Raw genomic sequence first — 23342 nt, 5'->3', positions numbered from 1 at the left:
GCCTATCCCCCTCCACCGACGATCCGGGCCCGCCCGATCTTCGATCTTGACCGGCCGTGACCGGGCGTGGTGCGGTGGGCGGATGGTCGAGTATCGGGCGGTCTTCGACGCCCAGGTGGATTTCGCAAACGGTGGTGGCCTGCGCACGGACGGGTTCCGGTTGGACGTGCCGCACCCGGACGTCACCGACGACGAGGTGGCCGCGCTTCTGGTCCGGCACCTCGGGCTGCTCATGGTCGGCGAGGTGCGGATCACCAACCGGACCGTGGTCGAGGAGCCGCACAAGGGCGGACGGGGCCTCGATGTGCCGGCCTCGGGTGGGCGGAAGCTCGTCGAACTGAGTCACGTGATCGCCGAAGGGCTGGTCACGCTGCCCGGCTGGCCCGGCCCGGCGATCAGCGACTGGCTGACCCGGGAGGAGTCCCGGCATCGGTACGCGCCGGGCGTCGAGTTCCACGTCGCCCGGATCGACATGATCGCCAACACCGGCACGTACGTGGACACGCCGTCGCACCGCTTCGCCGACGGCCCGGACCTGACCGGGGTGCCGCTGGACCGCCTCGCCGACCTGCCCGGCCTGGTGGTGCGGGTGCCCGCCGGTACCCGGGCGGTGGACCGGCTGATGCTCGCCCCGTATGACGTGGCCGGGTGCGCGGTGCTGCTGCACACCGGCTGGGACGCGCACTTCGGCACCGACAGGTACGCCGCGCCGGAGGCGCCCTACCTGACCGGTGACGGCGCGCAATGGCTGGCCGAGGCGGGCGCGGCGCTGGTCGGCATCGACTCGATCAACATCGACGACATGACTCCGGCGGCAGCGGGTCAGCGCCCGGCGCACACCGGTCTGCTGGCCGCCGGGGTGCCGATCGTGGAGCACCTGACCGGCCTGGACGCGCTGCCGCCGACCGGCTTCCGGTTCACCGCCGCCCCGCCACGGGTCGCCGGCATGGGCACGTTCCCGGTCCGCGCCTTCGCCGTCGTCAACGCCTGACCCACGCCGCCGCCCGCCGCCAACCGCCGCCCGCCAAGCGCCGGGTGGAACGCCATGGGTGTCAAAAGGGCGCTGAGACACCCATAACGTTCCACTGACCGCCACTTCGAGGCGTGAGTGGAACGGCGTGGGTGTCAAACGGCGACGTAGACACCCATGCCGTTCCACCGAGCAGGCGGGCGGCGGGGTCAGTAGCGGACGGCGATCCGTCGCTCCACCGCGTCCACGCGGATCTCGCCGCCGTACGGGATGATCAGCTGCGGGTCGGTGTGGCCCAGGTCGACGTCGAAGACCACCACCGGGTCGCCCGCGTAGGGCGCAAGAGCCGACAGGATCGCCGCCCGCTGGTCGGCGGCCCAGGCCAGCCGCTCCGCGACCGTGTGGGGCCGGTCGAAGTCCCACGCCTTGGGCCGGCCCACCACGATCGCCGGGAAGCCGGCGAGCAACCCGCGCTCGCCCAGGTTCCGCACGATCCGGAAGACCTCCTGCGCGGACGGCATCTCCTCCGAGGTCTCCAGCACCAGCACCGAGCCGGCCAGGTCGGCCGCGCGCGGAACGCGGTCGGTCGCCATCAGCCAGTGCAGGATCTCCAGATTGCCGCCCCACGTGCGGCCCTGCACCACCTCGGCCGGGCCGTGCCAGCGCCAGCCCTCGGACGGGTACATCGGCGGCTCCTCGGCCAGCGTGGCCGGGTCGCGCCAGTCGCACGGCTCGTCGCCCCACTCGGGGGCGGCGGTCAGCTCGTACCAGCCGGAGGTGAACAGCGCGGCGCGCAGCGAGTCGAGCGTCAGCGGGTGCGGCTTGCCGGAGCGCCCGAGGTGCACCAGCACGGACCCGCCGTGGTAGCCGACGAGATCCAGCCGGTAGAGGTGGTTGAGCACGTTGGTGTTGTCCGAGTAGCCGAAGTACGGCTTCGGGTTGGCCCACAGCTCCTCGTCGTTCAGGTACGGGGTGACAGTGATCAGGTCGTCCCCGCCGACGGTGGCCAGCACGGCGGTGATCGTCGGGTCGGTGAACGCGGCCATCAGGTCACGTGCCCGGTCGCGCGGGTCGGCGCCCATGACGCGGGTGGTCGGGTACTCCACCGGTTCCAGCCCCAGCTCGTCGCGGAGCCGGCGCAGCCCCAGCTCGTACACGTGGGGGAAGAGACCCGGCAGGCCGGCGGAGGGTGAGACGACCGCGACGCGGTCGCCCGGCTTCGGTTTGGGGGGATAGACGGGTGCCTGCATGGCCCGACGCTATCGGCCCGGACCAGCGGATTTCGCCCTGACGAAACCGCCTCAGCCAGGCAAATGCCGCCAATAGGCTGAGCGCGTGGACGACGAGCCGGAACTGCGTACCCGGGACTGGCTGCCGCGCACGGCGGCGCTGGTCCTCGGCACCCTGGCGCTGGCCAGCGCGTTCATCGCCGCCTACGTCGGCGCGCTGCACAAGCCCGACCCGCGCGACATCCCGGTCGCCGTCGTCACCGGCGACCAGCAGGCCCAGGCCGTGATGTCCGCCGTCCGCGCCCGCACCGACACGATCAAACCCGTCGGGTACGACAGCCGCGGCGCCGCCCAGGACGGCCTCACCGACAGATCGGTGTACGCGGTGCTCAGCTCCGCCCCGGACGCCGGCCTGACGCTCGCCACCGCCAGCGCCGGAGCGCCCGCCGCCACGGAACTCGTCACCGACGTGTTCACCGAGGCGGCCCGGCAGGCCGGGGTGCCGCTTCAGGTCACCGACGACGTGCCGGTCTCCGGCGACGACCCGCGCGGCCTGGTCCCGTTCTACCTGGCCGTCGGCGTGGTACTGGGCGGCTACCTGGCGTCCACGGCGCTCGGCATCTCACTCGGCACCAGCCCCCGCGACCTGCGCCGGGCCGGGCTGCGGATCGCCACGCTCGCGGTGCACGCGATCCTGCTCGGCGTCATCGGGGCGATCCTGGTCGGACCGGTGCTCGGCGTGTTCGCCGGTCACGTGGCGGCGGTGGCGGTGGTCGGCGCGCTCGCCGCGTTCGCGGCCGGGATGGTCGCCGCCGCCGTGCAGGGCTGGCTCGGACTGCTCGGCACCGGCATCGTGATCCTGCTGCTCGTGGTGCTCGGCAACCCCGGGTCCGGCGGCATCTACGCGCCCGAGTTCCTGCCGCCGCTCCTGCGCGGCATGCACCGCTGGAACGTTCCAGGCCTCGCCACCGACCTGTTCAAATCGGCCATCTACTTCGACTGGCGCGGCGGCGGCTGGGCGCTGACCGGCCTGCTGATCTGGGTCGTCGCCGGCCTGGCCGGGCTGCTCACCGCGACCATGTTCCGCGCCCGACGGCGCCCGGCGCCGGGCCGGCACGCCGTCGACCGGGGCTGACCGGCGGGCCGTCCCAGAGTGCAGATCATCACGCGGTCCCCCTCCTGTCCCCCGGGGGTACGCGGATACGATCCAGGGGAGTCGGACAGCGCTGTCCTTCGTCCTCGCGTAAGGAGCGCAACCGTGACCGACCAGCACGACCACGACGGCCCCGACGCCGCTCTCCGGGCCGACATCCGCCGCCTCGGCACGCTGCTCGGGCAGACCCTCGCCCGGCAGGAGGGCCGCCCGCTGCTCGACCTGGTCGAGGAGATCCGCGCCCAGGTCCGCTCCGACGCGCCGGCCGCCGCCCAGCGCCTCGCCGGGCTCGACGTCACCACCGGCACGAAGCTCGCCCGTGCCTTCTCCACCTACTTCCACCTGGCGAACATCACCGAGCAGGTGCACCGCGCCCGGGACCTGCGCCGCCGCCGCGCCACCGACGGTGGCTGGCTGGACCAGGCCGCCAAGATGATCGCCGAGCGGGGCGTACCGGCCGAGGAGATCGCCGCCGCGGCCCGCCGGCTGGCCGTACGCCCGGTCTTCACCGCGCACCCGACCGAGGCGGCCCGCCGGTCCATCCTGTCCAAGCTGCGCGCGGTCGCCGACGAGCTGGACACCGAGACCGCGAACGCGATCCTGTACGGCGCCAGCGACGAGGGCCCGGCGAACCGCCGCCTCGCCGAGCTGCTCGACCTGATGTGGCAGACCGACGAGCTGCGGCTGGACCGGCCGGACCCGACCGACGAGGCGCGCAACGCGATCTACTACCTGCGCGACCTGTACGCCGAGGCCGCGCCGCAGGTCCTCGACGACCTCGCCGACACGCTGCGCACGCTCGGCGTGGAGACGTCGCCGACGTCCCGCCCGCTGAGCTTCGGCACCTGGATCGGCGGCGACCGCGACGGCAACCCGTTCGTCACGCCGGTGGTCACCCGCGAGGTGCTGCGCATCCAGCACGAGCACGGCATCGCCGCCACCGAGAAGGCGATGGACGAGCTGATCACCGAGGTCAGCGTGTCCCGGCGGCTGCGCGCGGTGTCGCTCGACCTGTCCGCCAGCCTGGCCAAGGACCTGGACGCGCTGCCCGAGGTGGCACCCCGGTTCCGCCGGGTCAACGCGGAGGAGCCGTACCGGCTCAAGGCGCGGTGCGTGAAGGCGAAGCTCGCCAACACCCGGGAGCGGCTGCGCGCCGACACCCCGCACGTGCCGGGGCGCGACTACCGGGGCTCGGCCGAGCTGATCGCCGACCTGGAGCTGCTGCGCGCGTCGCTGGCCCGCAACTCCGGCCAGCTCACCGCCGTCGGGCGGCTCGCCTCGACCATCCGTACGGTGTCCGCGTTCGGGCTGCACCTGGCCACCATGGACATCCGGGAGCACGCGGAGAAGCACCACGAGGTGCTGGCCCAGCTCTACGAGGCCGTCGGCGAGGTGTCCGACTACCCGGCGCTGACCCGGCTGGAGCGCACCAAGCTGCTCGCCGACGAGCTGACCGGCCGCCGGCCGCTCTCCACCCAGGACAGCCCGCTCACCGAGTCGGCCCGCAAGACGTTCGACGTGTTCGCGGCCATCCGCGAGGCGCAGGACCGGTTCGGCCCCGAGGTGATCGAGTCGTACATCATCTCGATGACGCTCGGCGTGGACGACGTGCTCGCCGCCGTGGTGCTGGCCCGCGAGGCCGGCCTGGTGGACGTGCACTCCGGGCGGGCCCGCATCGGCATCGTTCCGCTGCTGGAGACCCCGGCCGAGCTGAACGCCGGCGGCGAGCTGCTGGACGAGCTGCTGTCGCTGCCCGCGTACCGGGCGCTGGTGGCGGCGCGGGGCGACGTGCAGGAGGTGATGCTCGGCTACTCCGACTCCAACAAGGAGGCGGGCATCACCACCAGCCAGTGGTCCATCCACCGGGCGCAGCGCGCGCTGCGGGACGTGGCCGCGCGGCACGGCGTACACCTGCGGTTGTTCCACGGCCGGGGCGGCACCGTCGGCCGTGGCGGCGGTCCCACGCACGACGCGATCCTGGCCCAGCCGTACGGCACGCTGGACGGCGCGATCAAGGTGACCGAGCAGGGCGAGGTCATCTCCGACAAGTACACGCTGCCGGCGCTGGCCCGGGAGAACCTGGAGCTGACAGTCGCGGCGGTGCTTCAGGCGACGCTGCTGCACACCGCGCCCCGGCAGCCGGCCGAGATGCTGGAGCGCTGGGACGCGGCCATGGACGTGGTGTCCGAGTCGGCGTTCCGGTCGTACCGGTCGCTGGTCGAGGACCCGGACCTGCCCGCGTACTTCTGGGCCTCCACGCCGACCGAGTTGCTCGGCGCGCTGAACATCGGCTCCCGGCCGGCGAAGCGCCCGAACACCGGCGCCGGCCTGTCCGGCCTGCGGGCCATCCCGTGGGTGTTCGGCTGGACGCAGACCCGGCAGATCGTGCCGGGCTGGTTCGGCGTGGGCTCCGGGCTGGCCGCCGCGCGGGCGGCCGGGCTGGCCGACGTGCTCGCCGAGATGAACCGGAACTGGCACTTTTTCCGCACGTTCCTGTCGAACGTCGAGATGATGCTGACCAAGACCGACCTGACCATCGCCCGGCGGTACGTGGAGACGCTGGTGCCGAAGAAGCTGCACCCGATCTTCGACAAGATCGAGCAGGAGTACGAGCTGACCAAGCAGGAGGTGCTGGCCGTCACCGGCTCGCCGGCGCTGCTGGAGAACTCCCCCGTGCTGCAGCGCACGCTCGCCGTGCGGGACACCTACCTGGAGCCGCTGCACCACCTCCAGGTGGCGTTGCTGCGGCAGTACCGCGAATCAGGTGCGGCCGGGCGGGCGGTGGCGACCGCGCCGGGTGGGCGGCGTGCCCCGAACGACGGTACGGCGCTGGAACGGGCGCTGCTGACCACCGTCAACGGCATCGCCGCCGGCATGCGCAACACCGGCTGAGTGTAAGGAAGGGCCCCCTCTTAACGCCTCGTGCATAAGAGGGGGCCCTTCTTAACGCCTGCGCGCGGCGCGTCGCGAGCAGCGCCCGACGCGCGGCGCACCGCGCCCGGCGCGGCGGTGCCGGCTAGAAGTCGCCGCCGCCGAAGTCACCGCCGAAATCTCCGCCGCCGAAGCCACCGAAGTCGCCACCGCCGTAGTCGCCGCCGCCGAAGTCGCCACCGGCGTAGTCACCACCGCCGCCCATGTCTCCGCCCTGGTCGCCGAAGTCCTGGCCGTCGCCGAAGCCCTCCTGGTAGCCGGCGTCGTAGCCGTACCCGGGGTCGGCGAACGCGGGCGAGAACAGCGCGTCGGCGATCAGCAGACCGCCGACCACACCGACGCCGGCGCCGAGCGCGGTCTTCCACCACGGCGTGGAGTACCAGCCGGCCGGCACCGGCCGCCCCTGGAACCGGCCACCCGGGTAGTAGTAGGGCGTCGCGTTGCCCGGCTGCGGTCCGGCCCGGAACGTCTGTCCCTGCACGTCGACCTGCCGCTCCTTGGTGAGCGCGCCCGCGCCCTGGGCGGCGGCGAGCGGCGGCAGCTCCGGGCCCGGGTCGATGCCCATCGCGGTACGCGCCGCCCGGATGTACGCCAGCCCTTCCAGCGCGGTCTCCCGGGCCAGCCCGAACTGGCGCGGCGTGCTCGCCTGCTCCAGCTGGGAACCGGCCGCGTTGTAGCGCTCACCGGCGTCGGCGAGCGCCTGCCGGACCGCCGGGGCGTCGCCGTGCAGGTTCATCAGCTGGCCGCCGAGCCGCTCGTACCACCGCTGCGCCTCGGCGCGGGCGTCGGCCAGTTCGTTCGAGCGACGCGATCTGCTCCCCCTCCGCCAGAACATGAACGCACCTCCGAGCAGCAGGATCAGGAACAGCCACAACGCGAACTCCATGACTCGAACGTACCCACCGGGCGCACGTCGTACCCGTTTGGCAAGCTCTTGGCCATGAGCTTTGCGACGCTGGCCGTGGTGGTGCTCTGCCTCGCCGCGGGCGGCGCGGTGGGCTGGCTGGCCGCGCGGGCGCGCGCGGCGGCCGACATCGCCCGCCTGGAGGCGACGCTCGCCGCGACCAAGGCGGGCGAGGGCCGGCTGGAGCAGTCCATGCGGGCGCTGAGCTACGAGGCCACGGCGCAGTCGCAGGAGGCGGTGGCCCGCGCGGTCGCGCCGCTGCACGACACGCTGCGCCGCTACGAGCAGCGGGTGGCCGAGCTGGAGCGGGACCGGGTCGACGCGTACGCCGAGCTGCGCGAGCAGGTGCGGTCCATGAGCGCGGTCTCCGGCGAGCTGCGCACCGAGACCAAGCAGCTGGTGGCCGCGTTGCGCGCGCCGCAGGTGCGGGGCCGCTGGGGCGAGCACCAGCTCCGCCGGATCGTCGAGGCCGCCGGCATGCTGGAGCACTGCGACTTCAGCGAGCAGGTCACCGCCGCGACCGACCACCAGGGGGTACGCCCCGACCTGGTGGTCCGGCTGCACGGCGGCCGGACGGTGGTGGTGGACGCGAAGGCGCCGTTCGACGCGTACCTGACCGCGATGGAGGCGCGCGACGAGCGGGGGCGTGACACCCACCTGGACGCGCACGCCCGGCACCTGCGCGCGCACGTGGACGGCCTGGCCGCCAAGTCCTACTGGTCGGCGTTCGACCAGACGCCGGAGTTCGTGGTGCTGTTCGTGCCGGCCGACCCGTTCCTCGACGTGGCCCTGCAACGCGACCCGACGCTGCTGGAGCACGCGTTCGCCCGCAACGTGGTGCTGGCCACCCCGGCCACGCTGGTGGCGCTGCTGCGCACGGTGGCCTACTCGTGGCGGCAGGAGGCGCTGGCGCGCAACGCGGCGACCGTCCACTCGCTGGCCCGCGAGCTGTACGGGCGGCTGTCCACGCTGGGCGACCACGTCGGCAAGCTGGGCAGCTCGCTGGGCGGGGCGGTGACGGCGTACAACCGGGCGGTGGGTTCGCTGGAGGCCCGGGTGCTGGTGAGCGCGCGGAAGCTGGCCGAGCTGGGCGTCTCCGACGACGAGCTGGCCGCCCCGGCGCAGGTCGAGCTGGCGCCGAGGCAGCCGCAGGCGCCCGAGTTGCTGGGTCCGCCGTCCACATCGGCCGAGCGGTCGACCGACGTCGACGCCTAACACGTCGCACGTGTTGACGTAGGCCGATTTCCATCACGGACTGATCACAAACCTGGGCCGAGTAGTGACACCTGCCGTCCTGGCACGCAGGATCACCGTCACACGTGCCCTGCCCCTCGGGGGCCCTGTTCTCTGGAGGAAGAGAACGTTGAGTAAACCCCGCACGCGCAGCCGGCGACCGTCCGCCGCGCTCCTGGCCTCGGTCCTCGCGGCCGGCGCCCTGACCGTCGGAGGTGGCGCCGGCACCGCGAGCGCCGCCCCCGCCGCCCCGCAACCCTCGCAGCCGACCGCCGCGAAGGCACTGGGCGCACACGACGCCAAGCTGCTCGACGAGGCCGAGGCGAAGAACGCGCCGACCGTCACGATGATCATCGCGGCCAAGAAGGGATCGGCCAAGAAGGTCGTCGACGGCCTGACCGGCCTGGGCGCGACCGTCAGCCAGCGGTACGACCAGATCGGCTACGTGCTGGCGAAGGTCCCCACCGACAAGGCGCTCAAGGCCGCCACGCTGCCCGGTGTCGCCGCCGTCGACCTCGACGAGACCATCAAGCTCCCCGACCCGGCGCCCGAGGCGGCCCCGAAGGGCGCGAAGACCGCCGCGCAGGCCCAGACGCTGGCCGGGCCGGGCGGTGACACCGGTGCGGTGAACCCGTACATGCCGACGAACGAGACCGGCGCGGAGGCCTTCAAGGCCGCGAACCCGCAGTGGGACGGCCGCGGCGTCACCATCGGCATCATGGACTCCGGTGTGGACCTCGACCAGCCGGCGCTGCAGACGACCACCACCGGCGAGCGCAAGATCGTCGACTGGGTCACCGCCACCGACCCGCTGGAGGACGCCTCCTGGCGACCGATGCTGACCGAGGTCAGCGGCCCGACGTTCACCACCTCGCTGGGCACCTGGACCGCGCCGGCCGGCAACTACCGGTTCAACGTGTTCCGCGAGAACATCACCGCGAACAGCGACGCGCGCGGCGACCTCAACCGCGACGGCGACACCACCGACTTCTGGGGCGTGCTCTACAACCCCGCCAACGGTGACGTCCGCGTCGACGCGAACCAGAACAACGACTTCACCGACGACGAGGTGATGCGGCCGTACAAGGAGAAGTTCCAGGTCGGCCACTTCGGCACGGACAACCCGGCCACCGCGGTACGCGAGCAGATCCCGTTCGTCGTCGAGTACCGGCGCAACGTGGACACCACGCCGGCCGGCGGCCCGGGCCTGGTCGACTACGTCAACATCGGCATCATCGAGAGCACCCACGGCACCCACGTCGCCGGCATCACCGCCGCCAACGACATGCTCGGCAACAGCGCCTTCGACGGCGCCGCCCCGGGTGCCAAGCTGGTCTCCGCCCGCGCCTGCTCGTGGGGTGGCGGCTGCACCGCGGCGGCGCTCACCACCGGCATGGCCGACCTGGTCATCAACCGCAAGGTCGACGTGGTGAACATGTCGATCGGCGGCCTGCCCGCGCTCAACGACGGCTCGAACGCCCGCGCGGTCCTCTACAACGACCTGATCAACACCTACGGCGTGCAGCTGTTCATCTCGGCCGGCAACTCCGGCCCGGGCCTGAACACCGTCGGCGACCCGTCGGTGGCCACCGACGTGGTGAGCGTCGCGGCGAGCGTCAGCAAGGACACCTGGCTGGCCAACTACGGCTCGGTGGTCCGCAAGGACAACGCGCTGTTCAACTTCTCGTCGCGCGGCCCGCGTGAGGACGGCGGCTTCAAGCCGAACATCGCCGCCCCCGGCTCGGCCATCTCCACCGCGCCGACCTGGCAGCCGGGCAACCCGGTGCCGGAGGCGGGCTACCCGCTGCCCCCGGGCTACCAGATGCTCAACGGCACCTCGATGGCCGCACCGCAGGCCACCGGCGCCGCCGCGCTGCTGCTGTCGGCCGCCAAGGCGACCGGCAAGGGCGTCACCCCGGCCGCGCTGCGCCGGGCCGTCTACACCTCGGCCCAGCCGATCGCCGGCGTCCCGACGTACGCGCAGGGCTACGGCATGTTCAACGTGCCGGGCGCGTGGAGCCTGCTCGCCAAGGGCGTGCCGACCCGCACGTACACCTCCGAGGCGCCGGTCTGCACCGAGCTGTCGCCGAACCTGACCCGCTACGACCGGGCCTCCGGCACGTTCGTGCCGAACCCGAACGTCGGCACCGGCCTCTACAACCGCTGCGCCGCCGACCGTGGTGGCCAGAAGGTCAAGGAGAGCCGCCACTACGAGGTCAAGCTGACCCGGACCAGCGGCCCGAACAAGGGCATCAAGCACGAGGTCGCGTTCCGCGGCAACGACGGCACCTACTCCGCCCCCAAGGTGGTCTGGCTGCCGCTGAACAAGACCGTCACGGTCAAGGTGAAGGCCAAGCCGATGACGGCCGGCGCGCACGGCGCCATCATGACCGTCGACGACCCGGCCACCAACGTGGTCGACTTCGAGGTCGCCACCGTCGTGGTCGCCTCGAACCCGGTGTCCGCTCCGGCGTACTCCTTCTCGGCCGAGGGCTCGGTCGAGCGGAACAACTTCCGGTCGTACTTCGTGACCGTCCCGCCGGGCGCGGGCGCGCTGCAGGTCAACCTGTCCGGCATCGCGACCGGCTCGCAGACCCGCTTCATCGCCATCAACCCGTACGGCGTGCCGGTCGAGAGCACCGCCAGCACCGCCTGCTACACCAACTTCTCCGACGCCGCGGTCTGCAAGCCGCAGGAGCGGGACTACCAGAACCCGATCCCGGGTGTGTGGGAGATCGAGGTGGAGGCGCGCCGCACCTCGCCGGCGCTGGACAACCCGTTCCGGCTGCAGGCCCGCGTGCAGGGCGTGAAGGTGGAGCCGGCCGTGGTGCAGCTCCCGTCGGTCACCGCCGGTACGCCGGCTCCGGTGAGCTGGAAGCTGACCAACGCGTTCGGTCCGGTCCAGGTGACCGGCGTCGGCGGTCCGCTGGCGAGCGTCCGGTCCGAGCGGCCCAGCATCACCCAGGGCGCGAGCCAGGAGTACCTGGTGGAGGTGCCGGCGGGCGCCACCTCGTTCACCGCGCGGATCGGCAACCCGTCCGACCTGAGCGCCGACCTGGACCTGACGGTCTTCCTGGGCACCACCCGGGTGGGCCAGTCGGCCGACGGTGACTCGGAGGAGGCGGTCACGCTGACCAACCCGACCCCGGGCACCTACCGCGTCGTGGTCGACGGTTACTCGATGAGCGACCCGAGCACCGCGTACGACTACCGGGACTCGTTCGCCTCCCCGGAGCTGGGCACGCTCTCCGCGTCGTCCACGCCGCTGTCGCTGGCCAACGGCGCCACCGCCACCCTCACGGGTTCGGTGACCGCCCTGTCCACCCCGGCCGCCGGCCGGGAGCTGTACGGCGACATGGCCGTGACCACCACCGAGGGCGCGGTCGTCGGCCGCGGTTCGGTGGAGGTTCTCGCGGTCAACTGATCCGCTGACACGACGGAGCCCCGTCCCCTCTCGCAGGGGGCGGGGCTCTTTCGTGTCGTCAGGCGGGGCGGGCGGACTCGACCACGAACGGGGTGCCCTGCTGACAGGTGGTCATCATGCCCGGTTCGGGACGGCCGGTGACCTCGACCCGGGCGCCGGCCTTGAGCACGTCGCGGGGGCCGCCGACGAGCAGGTGGCCGTCGAGCAGCAGGCAGTTCGGCTCGACCCCGGCCTGCACGGTGCCGGTGATGACGGTGCCGCCGACGCCCGGCGGCGTCGACGGGCCGCCCTTCCAGGAGGGGTCCGGCCGGCTCGGGCCGGTGCCGGGATCGGGCTGGCTGGTCACCGGGGCGGCTCCCGTCGTACTCGGGCTGGGGCTGGGATCGGCGGACCCGTCGCCGGGTGCGGCGCAGGCGGTCAGCGCGAGGCCGGCGAGCAGTGCGACGAGCACCGTACGAGGAGTCTTCATGGTCGGTTGGACGCGGCGGACGGCCGTTGCGTTCCCGTCAGCCGCGCGCCGCGGCGGCGGCCTTCATGTCGCGCTTGAGTTCCTGCGGCAGCGAGAACGTCAGCCGCTCGTCGGCGGTGGTGATCTCCTCGACGTCGCCGAAGCCGCGCTCGGCCAGGTGCGCGAGCACCTGCTGGACCAGCTCGTCCGGGACGCTCGCGCCGGAGGTCACACCCACAGTGCTCGCCCCGGCCAGCCAGGCGTCGTCGATCTCGTGCGCGAAGTCGACCAGGTGCCCGGCGCGGGCGCCGGCGTCCAGCGCCACCTCGACCAGCCGGACCGAGTTCGAGGAGTTGCGGGAGCCGACCACGATCACCACGTCGCACTCGGGGGCGATCTCCTTGACCACGTGCTGGCGGTTGGAGGTGGCGTAGCAGATGTCGTCGCTGGGCGGCGACTGGAGCAGCGGCAGGCGCTTCTTGAGCCGGGCCACGGTCTCCAGCGTCTCGTCCACCGACAGCGTGGTCTGGGACAGCCAGACCACCTTCTCCGGGTCGCGCACGGTGACCTTGTCGACGCCGTCGGGGCCGTCGACGAGCTGGATGTGGGCGGGCGCCTCACCGGCGGTGCCGATGACCTCCTCGTGCCCCTCGTGCCCGATGAGCAGGATGTCGTAGTCCTGCGCGGCGAACCGCCGGGCCTCGTGGTGCACCTTCGTGACCAGCGGGCAGGTGGCGTCGATCGCCCGCAGCGAGCGCTCCTTGGCCTGCTCGTACACCTCGGGGGCGACGCCGTGGGCGGAGAAGATGACGGTGGCGCCCTCCGGCACCTCCTCGTTCTCCTCCACGAAGATCGCGCCCTGGGCCTCCAGCGTGCGCACCACGTGCTTGTTGTGCACGATCTGCTTACGCACGTAGATCGGCGCGCCGTAGAGCTTCAGCGCCTCCTCGACGGTCTGCACCGCCCGGTCCACGCCCGCGCAGTAGCCGCGGGGGTTGGCCAGGAGCACGCGCTTGCCGGTCCGGGGAGTCGTCTCAGCGTCAGTCACCCGCCCATCGTACGTGGCGCTCTCCCGTGCGGCAGCGGCCGCGAGGCGCGCGCGGGCGCTGTCGGTCCCGGGCCGTAGGGTGGGCTGGTGAGCGCGGGAGAGGACGGGCAGAGCAGGCCGGACGGGCAGAGCAAGCCGGACGGGCGGAGCACGGCCGAGGAGCCGTGGCCGGTCCGGGTGGTCAGCCAGAAGGTCGGCGCCTGGATCGCCCGCCTCGGCTGGGTGTGGGTCGACGGCCAGGTGGCGCAGATCAGCCGCCGTCCCGGCGCGAGCACCGTCTTCCTTACGCTGCGCGACCCGTCGGCCGATCTGAGCCTCACCGTCACCACGAACCGCGACGTGCTGGACGCCGGCGCGCCGGAGCTGCGCGAGGGCGCCCGGGTGGTGCTGCACGCCAAGCCCGAGTTCTACGCCGCGCGGGGCACGCTCAGCCTGCGCGCCGACGAGATCCGCCAGGTCGGCCTCGGTGAACTGCTGGCCCGGCTGGAGAAGCTCAAGAAGCTGCTCGCCGCCGAGGGCCTGTTCGACCGGTCCCGCAAGCGGCGGCTGCCGTTCCTGCCGGGCCGGGTCGGCCTGATCACCGGCCGCGCCTCGGCGGCCGAGCGGGACGTGCTGACGAACGCCCGCCGCCGCTGGCCCGCCGTCGACTTCCGCACGATCAACGTGGCGGTGCAGGGGCCGAGCGCGGTGCCGGACATCGTCGGCGCGCTGAAGGTGCTCGACGCCGATCCGGCGGTCGACGTGATCGTCATCGCCCGGGGCGGTGGCGGCATCGAGGATCTGCTGCCCTTCTCCGACGAGACGCTGTGCCGGGCGGTCTTCGCCTGCCGCACGCCGGTGGTCAGCGCGATCGGCCACGAGACCGACGCGCCGCTGCTGGACTACGTGGCCGACGTGCGCGCCTCCACCCCGACCGACGCGGCCAAGCGCATCGTGCCGGACCTGACCGAGGAGGTCCGGTTGATCGGCCAGGCCCGGTCCCGGCTGGAACGGGCCGTTCGCCACCTGGTCGACCGGGAGCAGCACCGGATCGACCTGCTGCGCTCCCGCCCGGTGCTGGCCCGGCCGCAGGTGATGGTCGAGCAGCGGGCGGTGGACGTGTCGGCGCTGCGTGACCGCGCCGGCCGGTCCCTGGAGCACCGGCTGCGGGGGGCCACCGACGACCTGCGGCACACGCTGGCCCGGCTGCGCGCGCTGTCCCCGGCCGCGACGCTGGAGCGCGGCTACGCGATCGTGCAGCGCGCCGACGGCCACGTCGTCCGCGCGGCGTCCGAGGTCGCCAAGGGCGATCCACTGCGGGTACGCCTCGCCGAGGGCGAGCTGACCGCCACCGTCGACGGCTGAGGAAAGAGAGACGATGACCGGGACGAAGGACGAGCAGCTCAGCTACGAGCAGGCCCGCGCCGAGCTGGCCTCGGTGGTGGAGAAGCTGGAGGCCGGCGGCACCTCGCTGGAGGAGTCGCTGGCCCTCTGGGAGCGCGGCGAGCAGCTCGCCGGGGTGTGCCAGCGCTGGCTGGACGGCGCGCGCGCCCGTATCGACGCCGCCCGGCAGCGCGCCGAGGACTGACGGTGGGGTCCGGCGTGATCGCCGAACCCCACCGCAGAGGTCAGTTGAACAGGTTGTACAGCTCGGCGGGCGCCTCGACGACCTGGTCGGCCGGGGGCTTCTGGGCCGCCGCCGCGTTGCCGTAGTCGGTGTAGGTGATCTTCAGGTCCTGCGCGGCGTTCTGCCCGGCCGCCGGGATCTTGAGCACCATCTCACTGAGCCGGCCCTGCGTGTCGACCTTGGCGGTGAACGGCACGGACTGGGCCTGCGCGCCGAGCGCGGTGATCACGGCCGGGTCGAGCGAGCCCGCCTCGGCGGCCTTCGACACGTCGACGGTGCCCTCGTACGTGCCCTCGCCGGTCTGCCGTACCTCGGTGATGCCCTGGGTGAGCACGGCGCTGCCGGCCGGGTCGAGCTTCTCGAAGTCGAAGCCCAGCGCCCGGTTGCCCTTGATCCGGTTCTGGTCGAGGTGGTGGTACTTGCCGGTGTTGAGGTTCTTCACGCCGGGGATCTGGGTCGCCGCCGTGCCGCCCAGCTCCAGCTTCACCCAGCTGTCCGGCTTGGCGTGGATCAGGTCCAGCTTCATCATCAGGTCCGACGACGGGTCGCCGATGGTCATCCGCATGTCGGCGCTCTGGCTCGGCTCGTGCACCTGCCCTTCGGCGGTGGAGCCCGCGCCGGTCATGGTGAACTTGAAGTTCCCTTCACGGATCGCGTTCGTGGAGTCGAGCAGGGCCTGCTTGGCCGCGCTGCTGGACGCCGTGGCGCTCGGTGCGACGCTGCCGGAGGCGCTCGGTGTCGAGGAGGCGCCGGAGGTCGTCGCGTCGCCGTTGCAGGCCGCCAGGCCGGGAATGAGCAGCGCCGCGGCGAACGCGGTGGCGCTGAAGCGTCGTATCTTCACGTCAACCTCTCCAGGTGGGTCGTCCGGGCTCGATGTCCCTTCTGTTCCCGGAAGCGGGGATCCGCAATCCCGCCTCACCCGGAGGGAGGACGTCAGCGCAGTGACGTGGCGAGCTTGCGCAGCTCCGTCTCCCCGGCGTCGCCGACCACGATCACTGTGCGGTTCGGCTCCAGCAGGACGAGCGCCTGCTCGTTGCCGCGGGCGGTGTAGCGCTGCCAGCTCAGCCCGTCGGGCAGGTCGGCCGCCCCCTGCGGCCGGCCCTCACTCAGCTCGGCCGGGAGGAGCTTCTCCGCCGGGACGTTGCTCTCCACGAGCTGCGCGCCGCGGCCCTCCGGGGTCACGTACCCGATCCGCAGCGTCGACCCGTCGGCCTCGGTCCGGAAGCGGGCGTTCACCGTACGCCAGTCGTCGCCCAGACCGGTCGGCGCGCTGACCGGGAAGACGTTCGCGGAGCGGGCCTGTTCCAGCGCGGACGCCGGGTCGACGGTGACCGGCGAGTCGCCGCCGAGGAAGCCGCGGTAGAAGGCGAGCAGCAGCGCGATCGGGACCAGCAGGATCAGCAGGGACAGCGCCATGTCCTTCGGCGACCGCTCGGAGCGGGCCTTCTCCTTGCCGGCGGGCGGCGCGGGCGTGTCCCCCGCGGCGGCCGGTTCGCCCTGCTCCGCGACGAGCGCGGGCTGGCCCTCGGGCGGGGTCGGGCCGCCACCCGGTCGGACCGGTGGCTGGCCGTCCGGCGGGGTGGCGTCGGTCGGTGCGCGGTCGGCAGGCTGTGCGGCTTCCACCCGGCCATTGTCGCAGCCCGCCGGGAGGCGTGATCCTGGCCTCCTCCGCCCCGCCGGGACCGCGAACCTGAGATCGTGTGAGGATCAGCGACAAAACCGGCGGCGACGACCGCCGGTCCCACCCCGCAACGTCGCGAGGAGGCCGCCATGACAACCACCAGGACGCGGACGCCCCAGGATCTCGACCGCAACCTCGCCCTCGATCTGGTACGGGTGACCGAGGCCGCGGCGATGGCCGCCGGCCGCTGGGTCGGCCGGGGCGACAAGGAGGGCGGCGACGGCGCAGCGGTCGACGCCATGCGCAAGCTGATCAACTCCATCCCGATGCGCGGCGTCGTGGTGATCGGCGAGGGCGAGAAGGACAACGCGCCGATGCTGTTCAACGGCGAGGAGGTCGGCGACGGGACCGGCCCCGAGGTGGACGTGGCGGTCGACCCGATCGACGGCACCACGCTGATGAGCAAGGGCATGCCGAACGCGCTCGCCGTGCTCGCGGTGGCCGAGCGCGGCGCGATGTTCGACCCGAGCGCCGTCTTCTACATGGAGAAGCTCGCCGTCGGCCCGATGTACGCCGACGTGGTCGACATCAACGCCGGGGTGGCCGAGAACATCCACCGGATCGCGAAGGTCAAGGGCACCGACGCCGCCGAGGTGACCGTGTGCGTGCTGGACCGGTCGCGCCACGACGACCTGGTCAAGCAGATCCGGCGTACCGGGGCCGGGATCCGGTTCATCTCCGACGGCGACATCGCCGGGGCCATCGCGGCGGCCCGCGGCGAGTCGGACGTGGACGTGCTGATGGGCATCGGCGGCACCCCGGAGGGCATCACCGCCGCGTGCGCGCTGAAGTGCATGGGCGGCATGATGCAGGCCAAGCTCTGGCCGAAGGACGCCGAGGAACGCCGCAAGGCGCTGGACGCCGGGCACGACCTGGACCGGGTGCTGTTCACCGACGACCTGGTCACCGGCGACAACTGCTTCTTCGTGGCCACCGGCGTCACCTCCGGCGACCTGCTGCGCGGCGTGCGTTACCGCTCCGGTGGCGCGTACACCCAGTCGATCGTGATGCGCTCGAAGAGCGGCACGATCCGGGTGATCGACTCGTACCACCGCCTGGAGAAGCTCGCCCTCTACTCGGCCGTCGACTTCGACGGCCGCCCGCTGGCCGAGCAGGAGTGAGCCCGGCGGCGTCCCGCCCCCGCCCCTAACGGGCGGCGGGGGCCGGGGCGCGCAGGCCGGAGACCATCTCGTCGACGACGCGGTCCAGCGGCGTCGCCTCGATCCCGAACGTGGCGGTGGCGGCGCTGGAGTCCATCACGAACGGCGCGGCGAACTGGTGCGCGGTCTCCCGCATCTCGCGGGCGAACGGGTCGGCCAGGCCACCGAGCCAGAGCACCGGGTAGGGCATCCGGGTCAGTCGTGGCGCCGCCACGCCGGCCCGCTGCGCCGCCAGCTCGGCCAGGTGCCGCATGGGTACCGGCGGTGGGCTCGGCACGTGCCAGGCCCGTCCCCAGGCGCGCGGGTCGGTCGCGGCCGTGACGAGGGTACGGGCGACGTCCGGCACGTACGTCCAGGTGTGCGGGGCGTCCCAGTCGACAGGCAGGAACACCCGCTGCCCGGCGAGCACCTTGGGCAGCACCATCATGGGCAGCGAGTTGCCGCCGAGCCCGATGTAGTCGGAGCCGCGTACCTCGGTGACCCGGGCCCGCCCGGCGCGGTGGGCGTCCAGCGCGTCGGCCCACATCCGGTTGCGGACGCGGCCCTTGACGCCGGTGGCGGCGAGCGGGGTCGCCTCGGTCATCGGGGCGTCGACCGGGCCGTACCCGTAGAGGTTGCCGACCGTGGCGAGCACGGCGTCGCTGCGCTCCGCGGCGGTGAGCAGCGCGGCGGCCAGCGGCGGCCAGTCCGTCGCCCACCTGTGGTAGGCCGGGTTGGCGCAGTTGTAGAGCGCGGCCGCGCCCTTGGTCAGCTCGGTGAGCCGGTCCGCGTCGGCGGCGTCGGCGGCCACCAGTTCGACCGCCCGGTGCTCCGGGCCGGTGCCGCGCCGGGTGACCACCCGTACCTGCTCGCCGCGCTCGGCGAGCAGGTCGGCGGTGGCGGTGCCGACGGGGCCGGCGCCGACGATCACATGCAGGGCCATGACAGATCCACCTTTTCTGAAGCAGTTGTCCGAAGCGAGAGCACCGCTCTCGAAACAGATCATGACTCAAGCGCAGGTCGACGTCAAGAGCAGTGCTCTCTCTTTTGATTGCTGCTCTCATCCGTGGCAGAGTGAGGGCATGGTCGCTCCCTCACTGCGCGCCCGGGTCCGCGCCGGGATGATCGAAGAGATCAAGACGGTGGCCCGCCGCCACCTGGACACCGACGGCGCGAACCTCTCGCTGCGCGCGGTCGCCCGGGACCTCGGCATGGTCTCCTCGGCGATCTACCGCTACTTCCCCAGCCGCGACGACCTGCTCACCGCGCTGATCCTGGAGGCGTACGACGCGCTCGGCGACGCGGTGGAGGCGGCCGACGCCGCCGCCGACCAGGCCGACCTGCGCGGACGCTGGCTCGCCGCCTGCCGGGCCGCCCGCGCCTGGGCGCTGGCCCACCCCGCCGAGTACGCGCTGCTCTACGGCAGCCCGGTGCCCGGGTACGCGGCCCCCGACGAAACCATCGTGCCGGCCCAGCGTCCACCGCTGACGCTGATCGGCATCCTGCGCGACGGGCTGGCCACCGGCCGGCTCGCCCCGCCCGACCAGGAACTGCCCGAGCCGCTGCGCGGCGACGTGACCGAGCTGGTCGAGCAGATCGGCATGGACGTACCGCCCGCGCTGCTGGCCCGCGGCATGGCCGGCTGGACCCAGCTGTTCGGGCTGATCAGCTTCGAGCTGTTCGGCCGGATCAACCGGGCGCTGCCACACCGCGACGAGTACTTCGACCACCAGATCGGCCTGATGGCAGACCTCATCGGCCTGCCCTGACGCCGGGTCAGCCGGGCCGCGAGCGGTCCACCGGGACCGCCGGCGGGTACGGCGGCTCGTACGGCGGTCGCCACGGCCCGATCAGCCGGGCCGCCCGCCAGCCGAGCAGCAGCCCTGGCACCGTGCCGAGCACGGCGAGCACGACGGCTGTCCCGGCGTACACCGGTCGGCCGTGCAGCCATCCCACCATCGCCGCCCCGGCCAGCGCCGCGGTGAGGCCCGCGGCGGCCAGCACCTCGGCGACCCACCGGCCGGGCGCCGCCCGCAGATCGCGCGAGACGAGGGTGAGCACCGCGGCGCCCAGCAACAGCGGCACGACGACCAGCGGAGCCAGTCTGACCAGCGTGGTGTTCTCGCTCGTCCAGACCGCGAACAGCAGCATCGCGATCAGGACCTGGAGCGCGCCCTGGAGGACAGGCAGCGACGAGCCGTGACCGGACGCCCGTCCGGCCCGTGTCCGGGCGACCAGAAGCACCAGCACGACCAACGCCGGCACCAGCAGCAGCGCACGGACCGTGTCGTCGTACCGGTCCCCCGGCGAGATCATGCCCAGCGGCGGTGGCTCCCCTTTCCACCGGCCACCCGGGAAACCGATCCGCTGCCACCTGCCGGCGACGTCACGCAACGCGAAGCCGTCCCGGGCGTTCGCCACCAGCACCACGTGTCCGCCACCGGGGACGTCGAGTACGGCGAGGTCCTGACCGGTGATCCGTTTCCCGTCCGGCCCGGCCTCCTCGTAGCGGGCCTTCAACAACTCCCGCTGCTTCTCGGGGATCTCCCAGGACAGTCGCCAGGTCCGTCCGGCGTCGTCGCTCTCCTCCACGCGGATCCGGCCCGACGCCACCCGGTAGCAACGCTGGGGCGTGGCGGCAACGCACACCGGGTGGTCCGGTCCGATCCTGGTCGGCACGCGCTTCCACAGGGCCTCCTGCTCGGCGTCCACCGGGTCGCGCCACGTGACGCCGGCGTCGTCGCTGATCCGCCACCAGGTGGGGATGCCCTCCTCCGCCGACATCGGGCCGGTGGCGGCGCCGGCGGCCAGCCGACCGTCGACCACCTTGGTGGCGACCGCGTCGGGGCGCTCGATCGGGCTCGTGGCCGCCACCGCGACGAGCGCCGCCGGCAGCAGCACGACCAGCCGGACCAGCCGGGCGGCCCGGTGCCCCACGGCGTCGCGCCGGGCCCGCCGCCACGTCCAGGCCGCCACCGCCAGGGCCGGCAGGGTGAGCAGGTCGGTCGGGTCGGCCCTGATCAACGAAGGGCCGCTCACCACGCTCCACATCTGCGAGGCGGCCGCTGCGGCCTGCTCGTCAACCTTGACCACGGCGAACCCGAGACCGACCAGGGCCAGCGCGAAACCCGCCACGGACCGGGACCGAAACCGGGGTACGACCAGCGTCACCAGCACCGCCACCAGCGGCGGCGCGAGCACCAGCCCGGCGACGTCGCTCAGCTTGCCGGTCACCAGGCCCGGAAAGGCCGCCTTGAACACATGGTCGTTGAGCACCAGCACGATCAACGAGAGCACGGTTCCCGGATGACCCAGCCAGGCGAGCGAAATCCGGGCACCGTCGGGTGCTGTCGACTCGGAGGGGCGCATCCGTCCATCGTGGGCGCGGACAGTCGCGCTCCGGCCACGGAACGGTGAGGATGCGGCGTCAGGTGCCGTCGGAGGAGTGACCGGGGAACAGGTGCGCGGTCGGGTCGATGACGACAGCCGCGTTGTTCACAGCCGTGGCCGCCTCGCCGAAGCCGGTGGCGATCAGGCGGACCTTGCCCGGATATTCGGTGATGTCACCGGCGGCGAACACCCGGGGCAGGTTGGTGGCCATCGCGCTGTCCACCACGATGTGCCGCCGGTCGATGTTCAGCCCCCACTCGGCGAGCGGGCCGAGGTCGGCGGTGAAGCCGAGCGCGGCCACCACCGTGTCGACCGGCAGCGTCTCCGCCTCGCCGCCGCGTACGGTCAGCTCGGCGCCGGTGACCGTCTCCTCGCCGTACAGGCGGCTCACCTCGGCGTTGACGACGATCCGCACCGGCAGCGCGCGGACCCGCTCGATGGTGGCGGCGTGCGCCCGGAAGCGGTCCCGCCGGTGCACGAGCGTCACCGACCGGGCCAGCGGCGCGAGCGTGGCGGCCCAGTCGAACGCCGAGTCGCCGCCACCGACGATGAGCACGTGCCGGTCGGTCAGCTCGGCCGGCTGCGGCACGAAGTAGACGATGCCGCCGCCGGTGAAGCTCTCCGCGACCGGCAGCGGCCGGGGCGTGAAGCTGCCGAGCCCGCCGGTGACCAGCACCGCGCCGCAGCTCAGCTGCTCGCCGCCGGCCAGGCCGAGCACCGGCCGGCCGTCGAGGTAGGACAGCTTTTCCGCGCGTACGCCGAGCTGGTATTCGGGGTGGAACGGCGCGGCCTGGGCGACCAGGTTCGCGACCAGCTCGCGGCCCTTGATCGCGGGGAAGCCGGCGACGTCGAGGTGAGCCGCCCCCGCTTTTATGGAGCTTCTTGACCATGGTCTGATGGCCGTGGGGGAGGAAGTCGTCCGTGGCAGCACCGAAGAAGTACCCCGATGAGCTACGTCAGCGCGCTGTGCGTCTGTACCGCGAGTCGGATCCGAAGCCCGTCATCCGGCGCCTGGCCGAGCAGCTTGGCGTGCATCACGAGGCGCTCAGGAGCTGGATCCGCCAAGCCGAGGCCGACGCAGGTGAGCGTCACGACCGGCCGACCAGCGAGATGGCGGAGGAGAACCGCCGGCTGCGCAGGGAAGTCACTGAGCTGCGGCGGGCGAACGAGATCCTGAAGGCTGCGAGCGCGTATTTCGCGGCGGAGCTCGACCCGACCCGGCGACGGTCATGACGTTCATTGATGAACACCGTGACCAGTTCGCGGTCGCGCTCCTGCTACGGGTCCTGAACATCGGCGCCTCGACCTACTACGCGTGGGTCAAGCAGGCCGAGCAGCCCTGCGACCGGGACGTCGTCGACCTGGGGTTGATCTCTAACATCCACGAGATCTGGGAGACCTCCGGGCGAACCTACGGCGCGGACCGGGTCCACCGGCAGCTACGCCGTGACGGCATCCGCGTGGGCCGCAAGCGCGTCGAGCGGCTGATGGCCGCCCACGGCTGGCAGGGGGCGTTCCTGCGCCGGGGCTGGCGTGGCGGCTCCACGAAGCAAGATCCCCGACACACGCCAGCGCCGGATCTGGTCAACCGGCAGTTCACCGCCGACGGGCCGAACCGGCTCTGGGTTGCCGACGCCACCCGCATCCCCTGCGGTGAGGGTGTGTTCTGGCTCGCCGCGGTCCGGGATGTGTTTTCCCGCCGGATCGTCGGGTGGAAGACGTCTGACCGCTGCGACACCGACCTGATCCTCGCCGCCCTCGAATACGGCATCTGGTCGCGCGATGTCCGCGGCGGCCAGTTGATCCACCACTCGGACAGGGGATCCAACTACACGTCGTTCCGTTTCTCCGAACGCTTGCAGGACAACGGGATCCTGCCCTCGATGGGCTCCGTCGGCGACTCGTACGACAACGCGTTGATGGAGAACTTCTGGTCGACGTTGAAGATCGAACTCGTCTACCGCACCTCGTGGCGGACCCGCGACGAAGCCGAGAACGCGATCTTCGCCTACATCGACGGCTGGTACAACACCCGCCGCATCCAACGCGAGCTGGGCTACCTCAGCCCCAACGAGTACGAGACCGCCTGGCACACCCGCCAGCCGCAACCAGCCGAGCCACCTATCGCCACCCCTGCGCCAGCCGGCAGCAGGTAACCACCGCTCCATCAAAGCGGGGGGAACTCA

19 protein-coding genes and 1 pseudogene are annotated in these 23342 nt (G+C 72.6%); 11 read left to right on the top strand and 9 right to left on the bottom strand.

The window, feature by feature from the left end; all coding sequences use genetic code 11:
* Window positions 1-82 precede the first annotated feature (82 nt).
* Entirely contained in the window at window positions 83-991 is a 909-nt protein-coding gene (locus A8711_RS03295; RefSeq protein WP_069087412.1) for a cyclase family protein, read from the top strand.
* A 188-nt stretch (window positions 992-1179) separates the two neighbouring features.
* Here the strand turns inward: A8711_RS03295 and A8711_RS03290 are convergent, their stop codons facing one another.
* Window positions 1180-2220: a S66 peptidase family protein gene (locus tag A8711_RS03290; protein WP_069087411.1), complete on the bottom strand. Its 1041-nt coding sequence runs from the start codon at window positions 2218-2220 to the stop codon at window positions 1180-1182.
* 85 nt (window positions 2221-2305) lie between these two features.
* Here A8711_RS03290 and A8711_RS03285 point away from each other — a divergent pair, with 85 nt between their 5' ends.
* Together A8711_RS03285 and ppc are read left to right on the top strand one after the other, a co-directional pair.
* Complete coding sequence (locus A8711_RS03285; protein WP_069087410.1) at window positions 2306-3334, top strand: hypothetical protein; 1029 nt, start codon at window positions 2306-2308, stop codon at window positions 3332-3334.
* Window positions 3335-3457: 123 nt separating this feature from the next.
* Window positions 3458-6244 (top strand): phosphoenolpyruvate carboxylase, encoded by a 2787-nt coding sequence (gene ppc / locus A8711_RS03280; protein WP_064447670.1) that lies wholly within the window; start codon window positions 3458-3460, stop codon window positions 6242-6244.
* Window positions 6245-6368: 124 nt separating this feature from the next.
* On the opposite strand, the gene A8711_RS03275 is transcribed toward ppc, so the two are convergent.
* The gene (locus A8711_RS03275; RefSeq protein WP_043326597.1) at window positions 6369-7169 is read right to left on the bottom strand and encodes a hypothetical protein; all 801 of its coding nucleotides are present in this window, start codon (window positions 7167-7169) and stop codon (window positions 6369-6371) included.
* A 54-nt stretch (window positions 7170-7223) separates the two neighbouring features.
* On the opposite strand from A8711_RS03275, the gene A8711_RS03270 reads away from it, so the two are divergent.
* On the top strand, window positions 7224-8402 hold the full coding sequence (locus tag A8711_RS03270; RefSeq protein ID WP_069087409.1) for a DNA recombination protein RmuC: 1179 nt from the start codon (window positions 7224-7226) through the stop codon (window positions 8400-8402).
* A 148-nt stretch (window positions 8403-8550) separates the two neighbouring features.
* Window positions 8551-11844: a S8 family serine peptidase gene (locus A8711_RS03265; RefSeq protein WP_043326601.1), complete on the top strand. Its 3294-nt coding sequence runs from the start codon at window positions 8551-8553 to the stop codon at window positions 11842-11844.
* Between the two features lie 58 nt (window positions 11845-11902).
* Here A8711_RS03265 and A8711_RS03260 read toward each other — a convergent pair whose 3' ends face one another.
* Both A8711_RS03260 and A8711_RS03255 read right to left on the bottom strand, forming a co-directional pair.
* Window positions 11903-12313 carry a hypothetical protein gene (locus A8711_RS03260; RefSeq protein ID WP_043326603.1) on the bottom strand — a complete coding sequence of 137 codons (411 nt, stop codon included), beginning with the start codon at window positions 12311-12313 and terminating at the stop codon, window positions 11903-11905.
* Window positions 12314-12350: 37 nt separating this feature from the next.
* Window positions 12351-13340, bottom strand: a complete 990-nt coding sequence (locus A8711_RS03255) for a 4-hydroxy-3-methylbut-2-enyl diphosphate reductase (RefSeq protein ID WP_064447666.1) — start codon at window positions 13338-13340, stop codon at window positions 12351-12353.
* Window positions 13341-13427: 87 nt separating this feature from the next.
* Here A8711_RS03255 and xseA point away from each other — a divergent pair, with 87 nt between their 5' ends.
* Both xseA and A8711_RS03245 read left to right on the top strand, forming a co-directional pair.
* The gene (gene xseA / locus A8711_RS03250) at window positions 13428-14684 is read left to right on the top strand and encodes an exodeoxyribonuclease VII large subunit (protein WP_083296916.1); all 1257 of its coding nucleotides are present in this window, start codon (window positions 13428-13430) and stop codon (window positions 14682-14684) included.
* 13 nt (window positions 14685-14697) lie between these two features.
* A complete protein-coding gene (locus A8711_RS03245) occupies window positions 14698-14907 on the top strand; it encodes an exodeoxyribonuclease VII small subunit (RefSeq protein WP_064447665.1) in 210 nt (69 codons plus the stop codon).
* A gap of 40 nt (window positions 14908-14947) precedes the next feature.
* Here the strand turns inward: A8711_RS03245 and A8711_RS03240 are convergent, their stop codons facing one another.
* Both A8711_RS03240 and A8711_RS03235 read right to left on the bottom strand, forming a co-directional pair.
* Window positions 14948-15787, bottom strand: a complete 840-nt coding sequence (locus tag A8711_RS03240; protein ID WP_064447664.1) for a hypothetical protein — start codon at window positions 15785-15787, stop codon at window positions 14948-14950.
* Between the two features lie 92 nt (window positions 15788-15879).
* A complete protein-coding gene (locus A8711_RS03235) occupies window positions 15880-16569 on the bottom strand; it encodes a DUF4245 domain-containing protein (protein WP_069087408.1) in 690 nt (229 codons plus the stop codon).
* Between the two features lie 147 nt (window positions 16570-16716).
* Between A8711_RS03235 and glpX the strand changes: the two genes are divergently transcribed.
* A complete protein-coding gene (glpX, locus tag A8711_RS03230) occupies window positions 16717-17748 on the top strand; it encodes a class II fructose-bisphosphatase (RefSeq protein ID WP_043326614.1) in 1032 nt (343 codons plus the stop codon).
* A gap of 25 nt (window positions 17749-17773) precedes the next feature.
* Here the strand turns inward: glpX and A8711_RS03225 are convergent, their stop codons facing one another.
* Window positions 17774-18709, bottom strand: coding sequence for an NAD-dependent epimerase/dehydratase family protein (locus A8711_RS03225; RefSeq protein WP_069087407.1), 936 nt, complete (start codon window positions 18707-18709; stop codon window positions 17774-17776).
* A gap of 139 nt (window positions 18710-18848) precedes the next feature.
* On the opposite strand from A8711_RS03225, the gene A8711_RS03220 reads away from it, so the two are divergent.
* Window positions 18849-19535 carry a TetR/AcrR family transcriptional regulator gene (locus A8711_RS03220; protein ID WP_043326618.1) on the top strand — a complete coding sequence of 229 codons (687 nt, stop codon included), beginning with the start codon at window positions 18849-18851 and terminating at the stop codon, window positions 19533-19535.
* Between the two features lie 7 nt (window positions 19536-19542).
* On the opposite strand, the gene A8711_RS03215 is transcribed toward A8711_RS03220, so the two are convergent.
* Both A8711_RS03215 and A8711_RS03210 read right to left on the bottom strand, forming a co-directional pair.
* Window positions 19543-21135 (bottom strand): hypothetical protein, encoded by a 1593-nt coding sequence (locus A8711_RS03215; RefSeq protein WP_141707643.1) that lies wholly within the window; start codon window positions 21133-21135, stop codon window positions 19543-19545.
* A 58-nt stretch (window positions 21136-21193) separates the two neighbouring features.
* Window positions 21194-22006: pseudogene (locus tag A8711_RS03210) on the bottom strand (NAD(P)/FAD-dependent oxidoreductase); the annotation flags it as partial.
* Window positions 22007-22077: 71 nt separating this feature from the next.
* Between A8711_RS03210 and A8711_RS03205 the strand changes: the two are divergent.
* Both A8711_RS03205 and A8711_RS03200 read left to right on the top strand, forming a co-directional pair.
* Complete coding sequence (locus A8711_RS03205) at window positions 22078-22389, top strand: transposase (RefSeq protein ID WP_069087405.1); 312 nt, start codon at window positions 22078-22080, stop codon at window positions 22387-22389.
* Window positions 22386-23312 (top strand): IS3 family transposase, encoded by a 927-nt coding sequence (locus A8711_RS03200; RefSeq protein ID WP_069087404.1) that lies wholly within the window; start codon window positions 22386-22388, stop codon window positions 23310-23312. Before A8711_RS03205 ends, A8711_RS03200 begins: the two co-directional genes overlap by 4 nt.
* Window positions 23313-23342: the final 30 nt, after the last annotated feature.

Source organism: Micromonospora sp. II (assembly GCF_001709195.1).
GTDB lineage: Bacteria > Actinomycetota > Actinomycetes > Mycobacteriales > Micromonosporaceae > Micromonospora > Micromonospora chalcea.
Note: the sequence above shows the minus strand (reverse complement) of the source record. Positions and strands in the feature narration are given on the sequence as shown.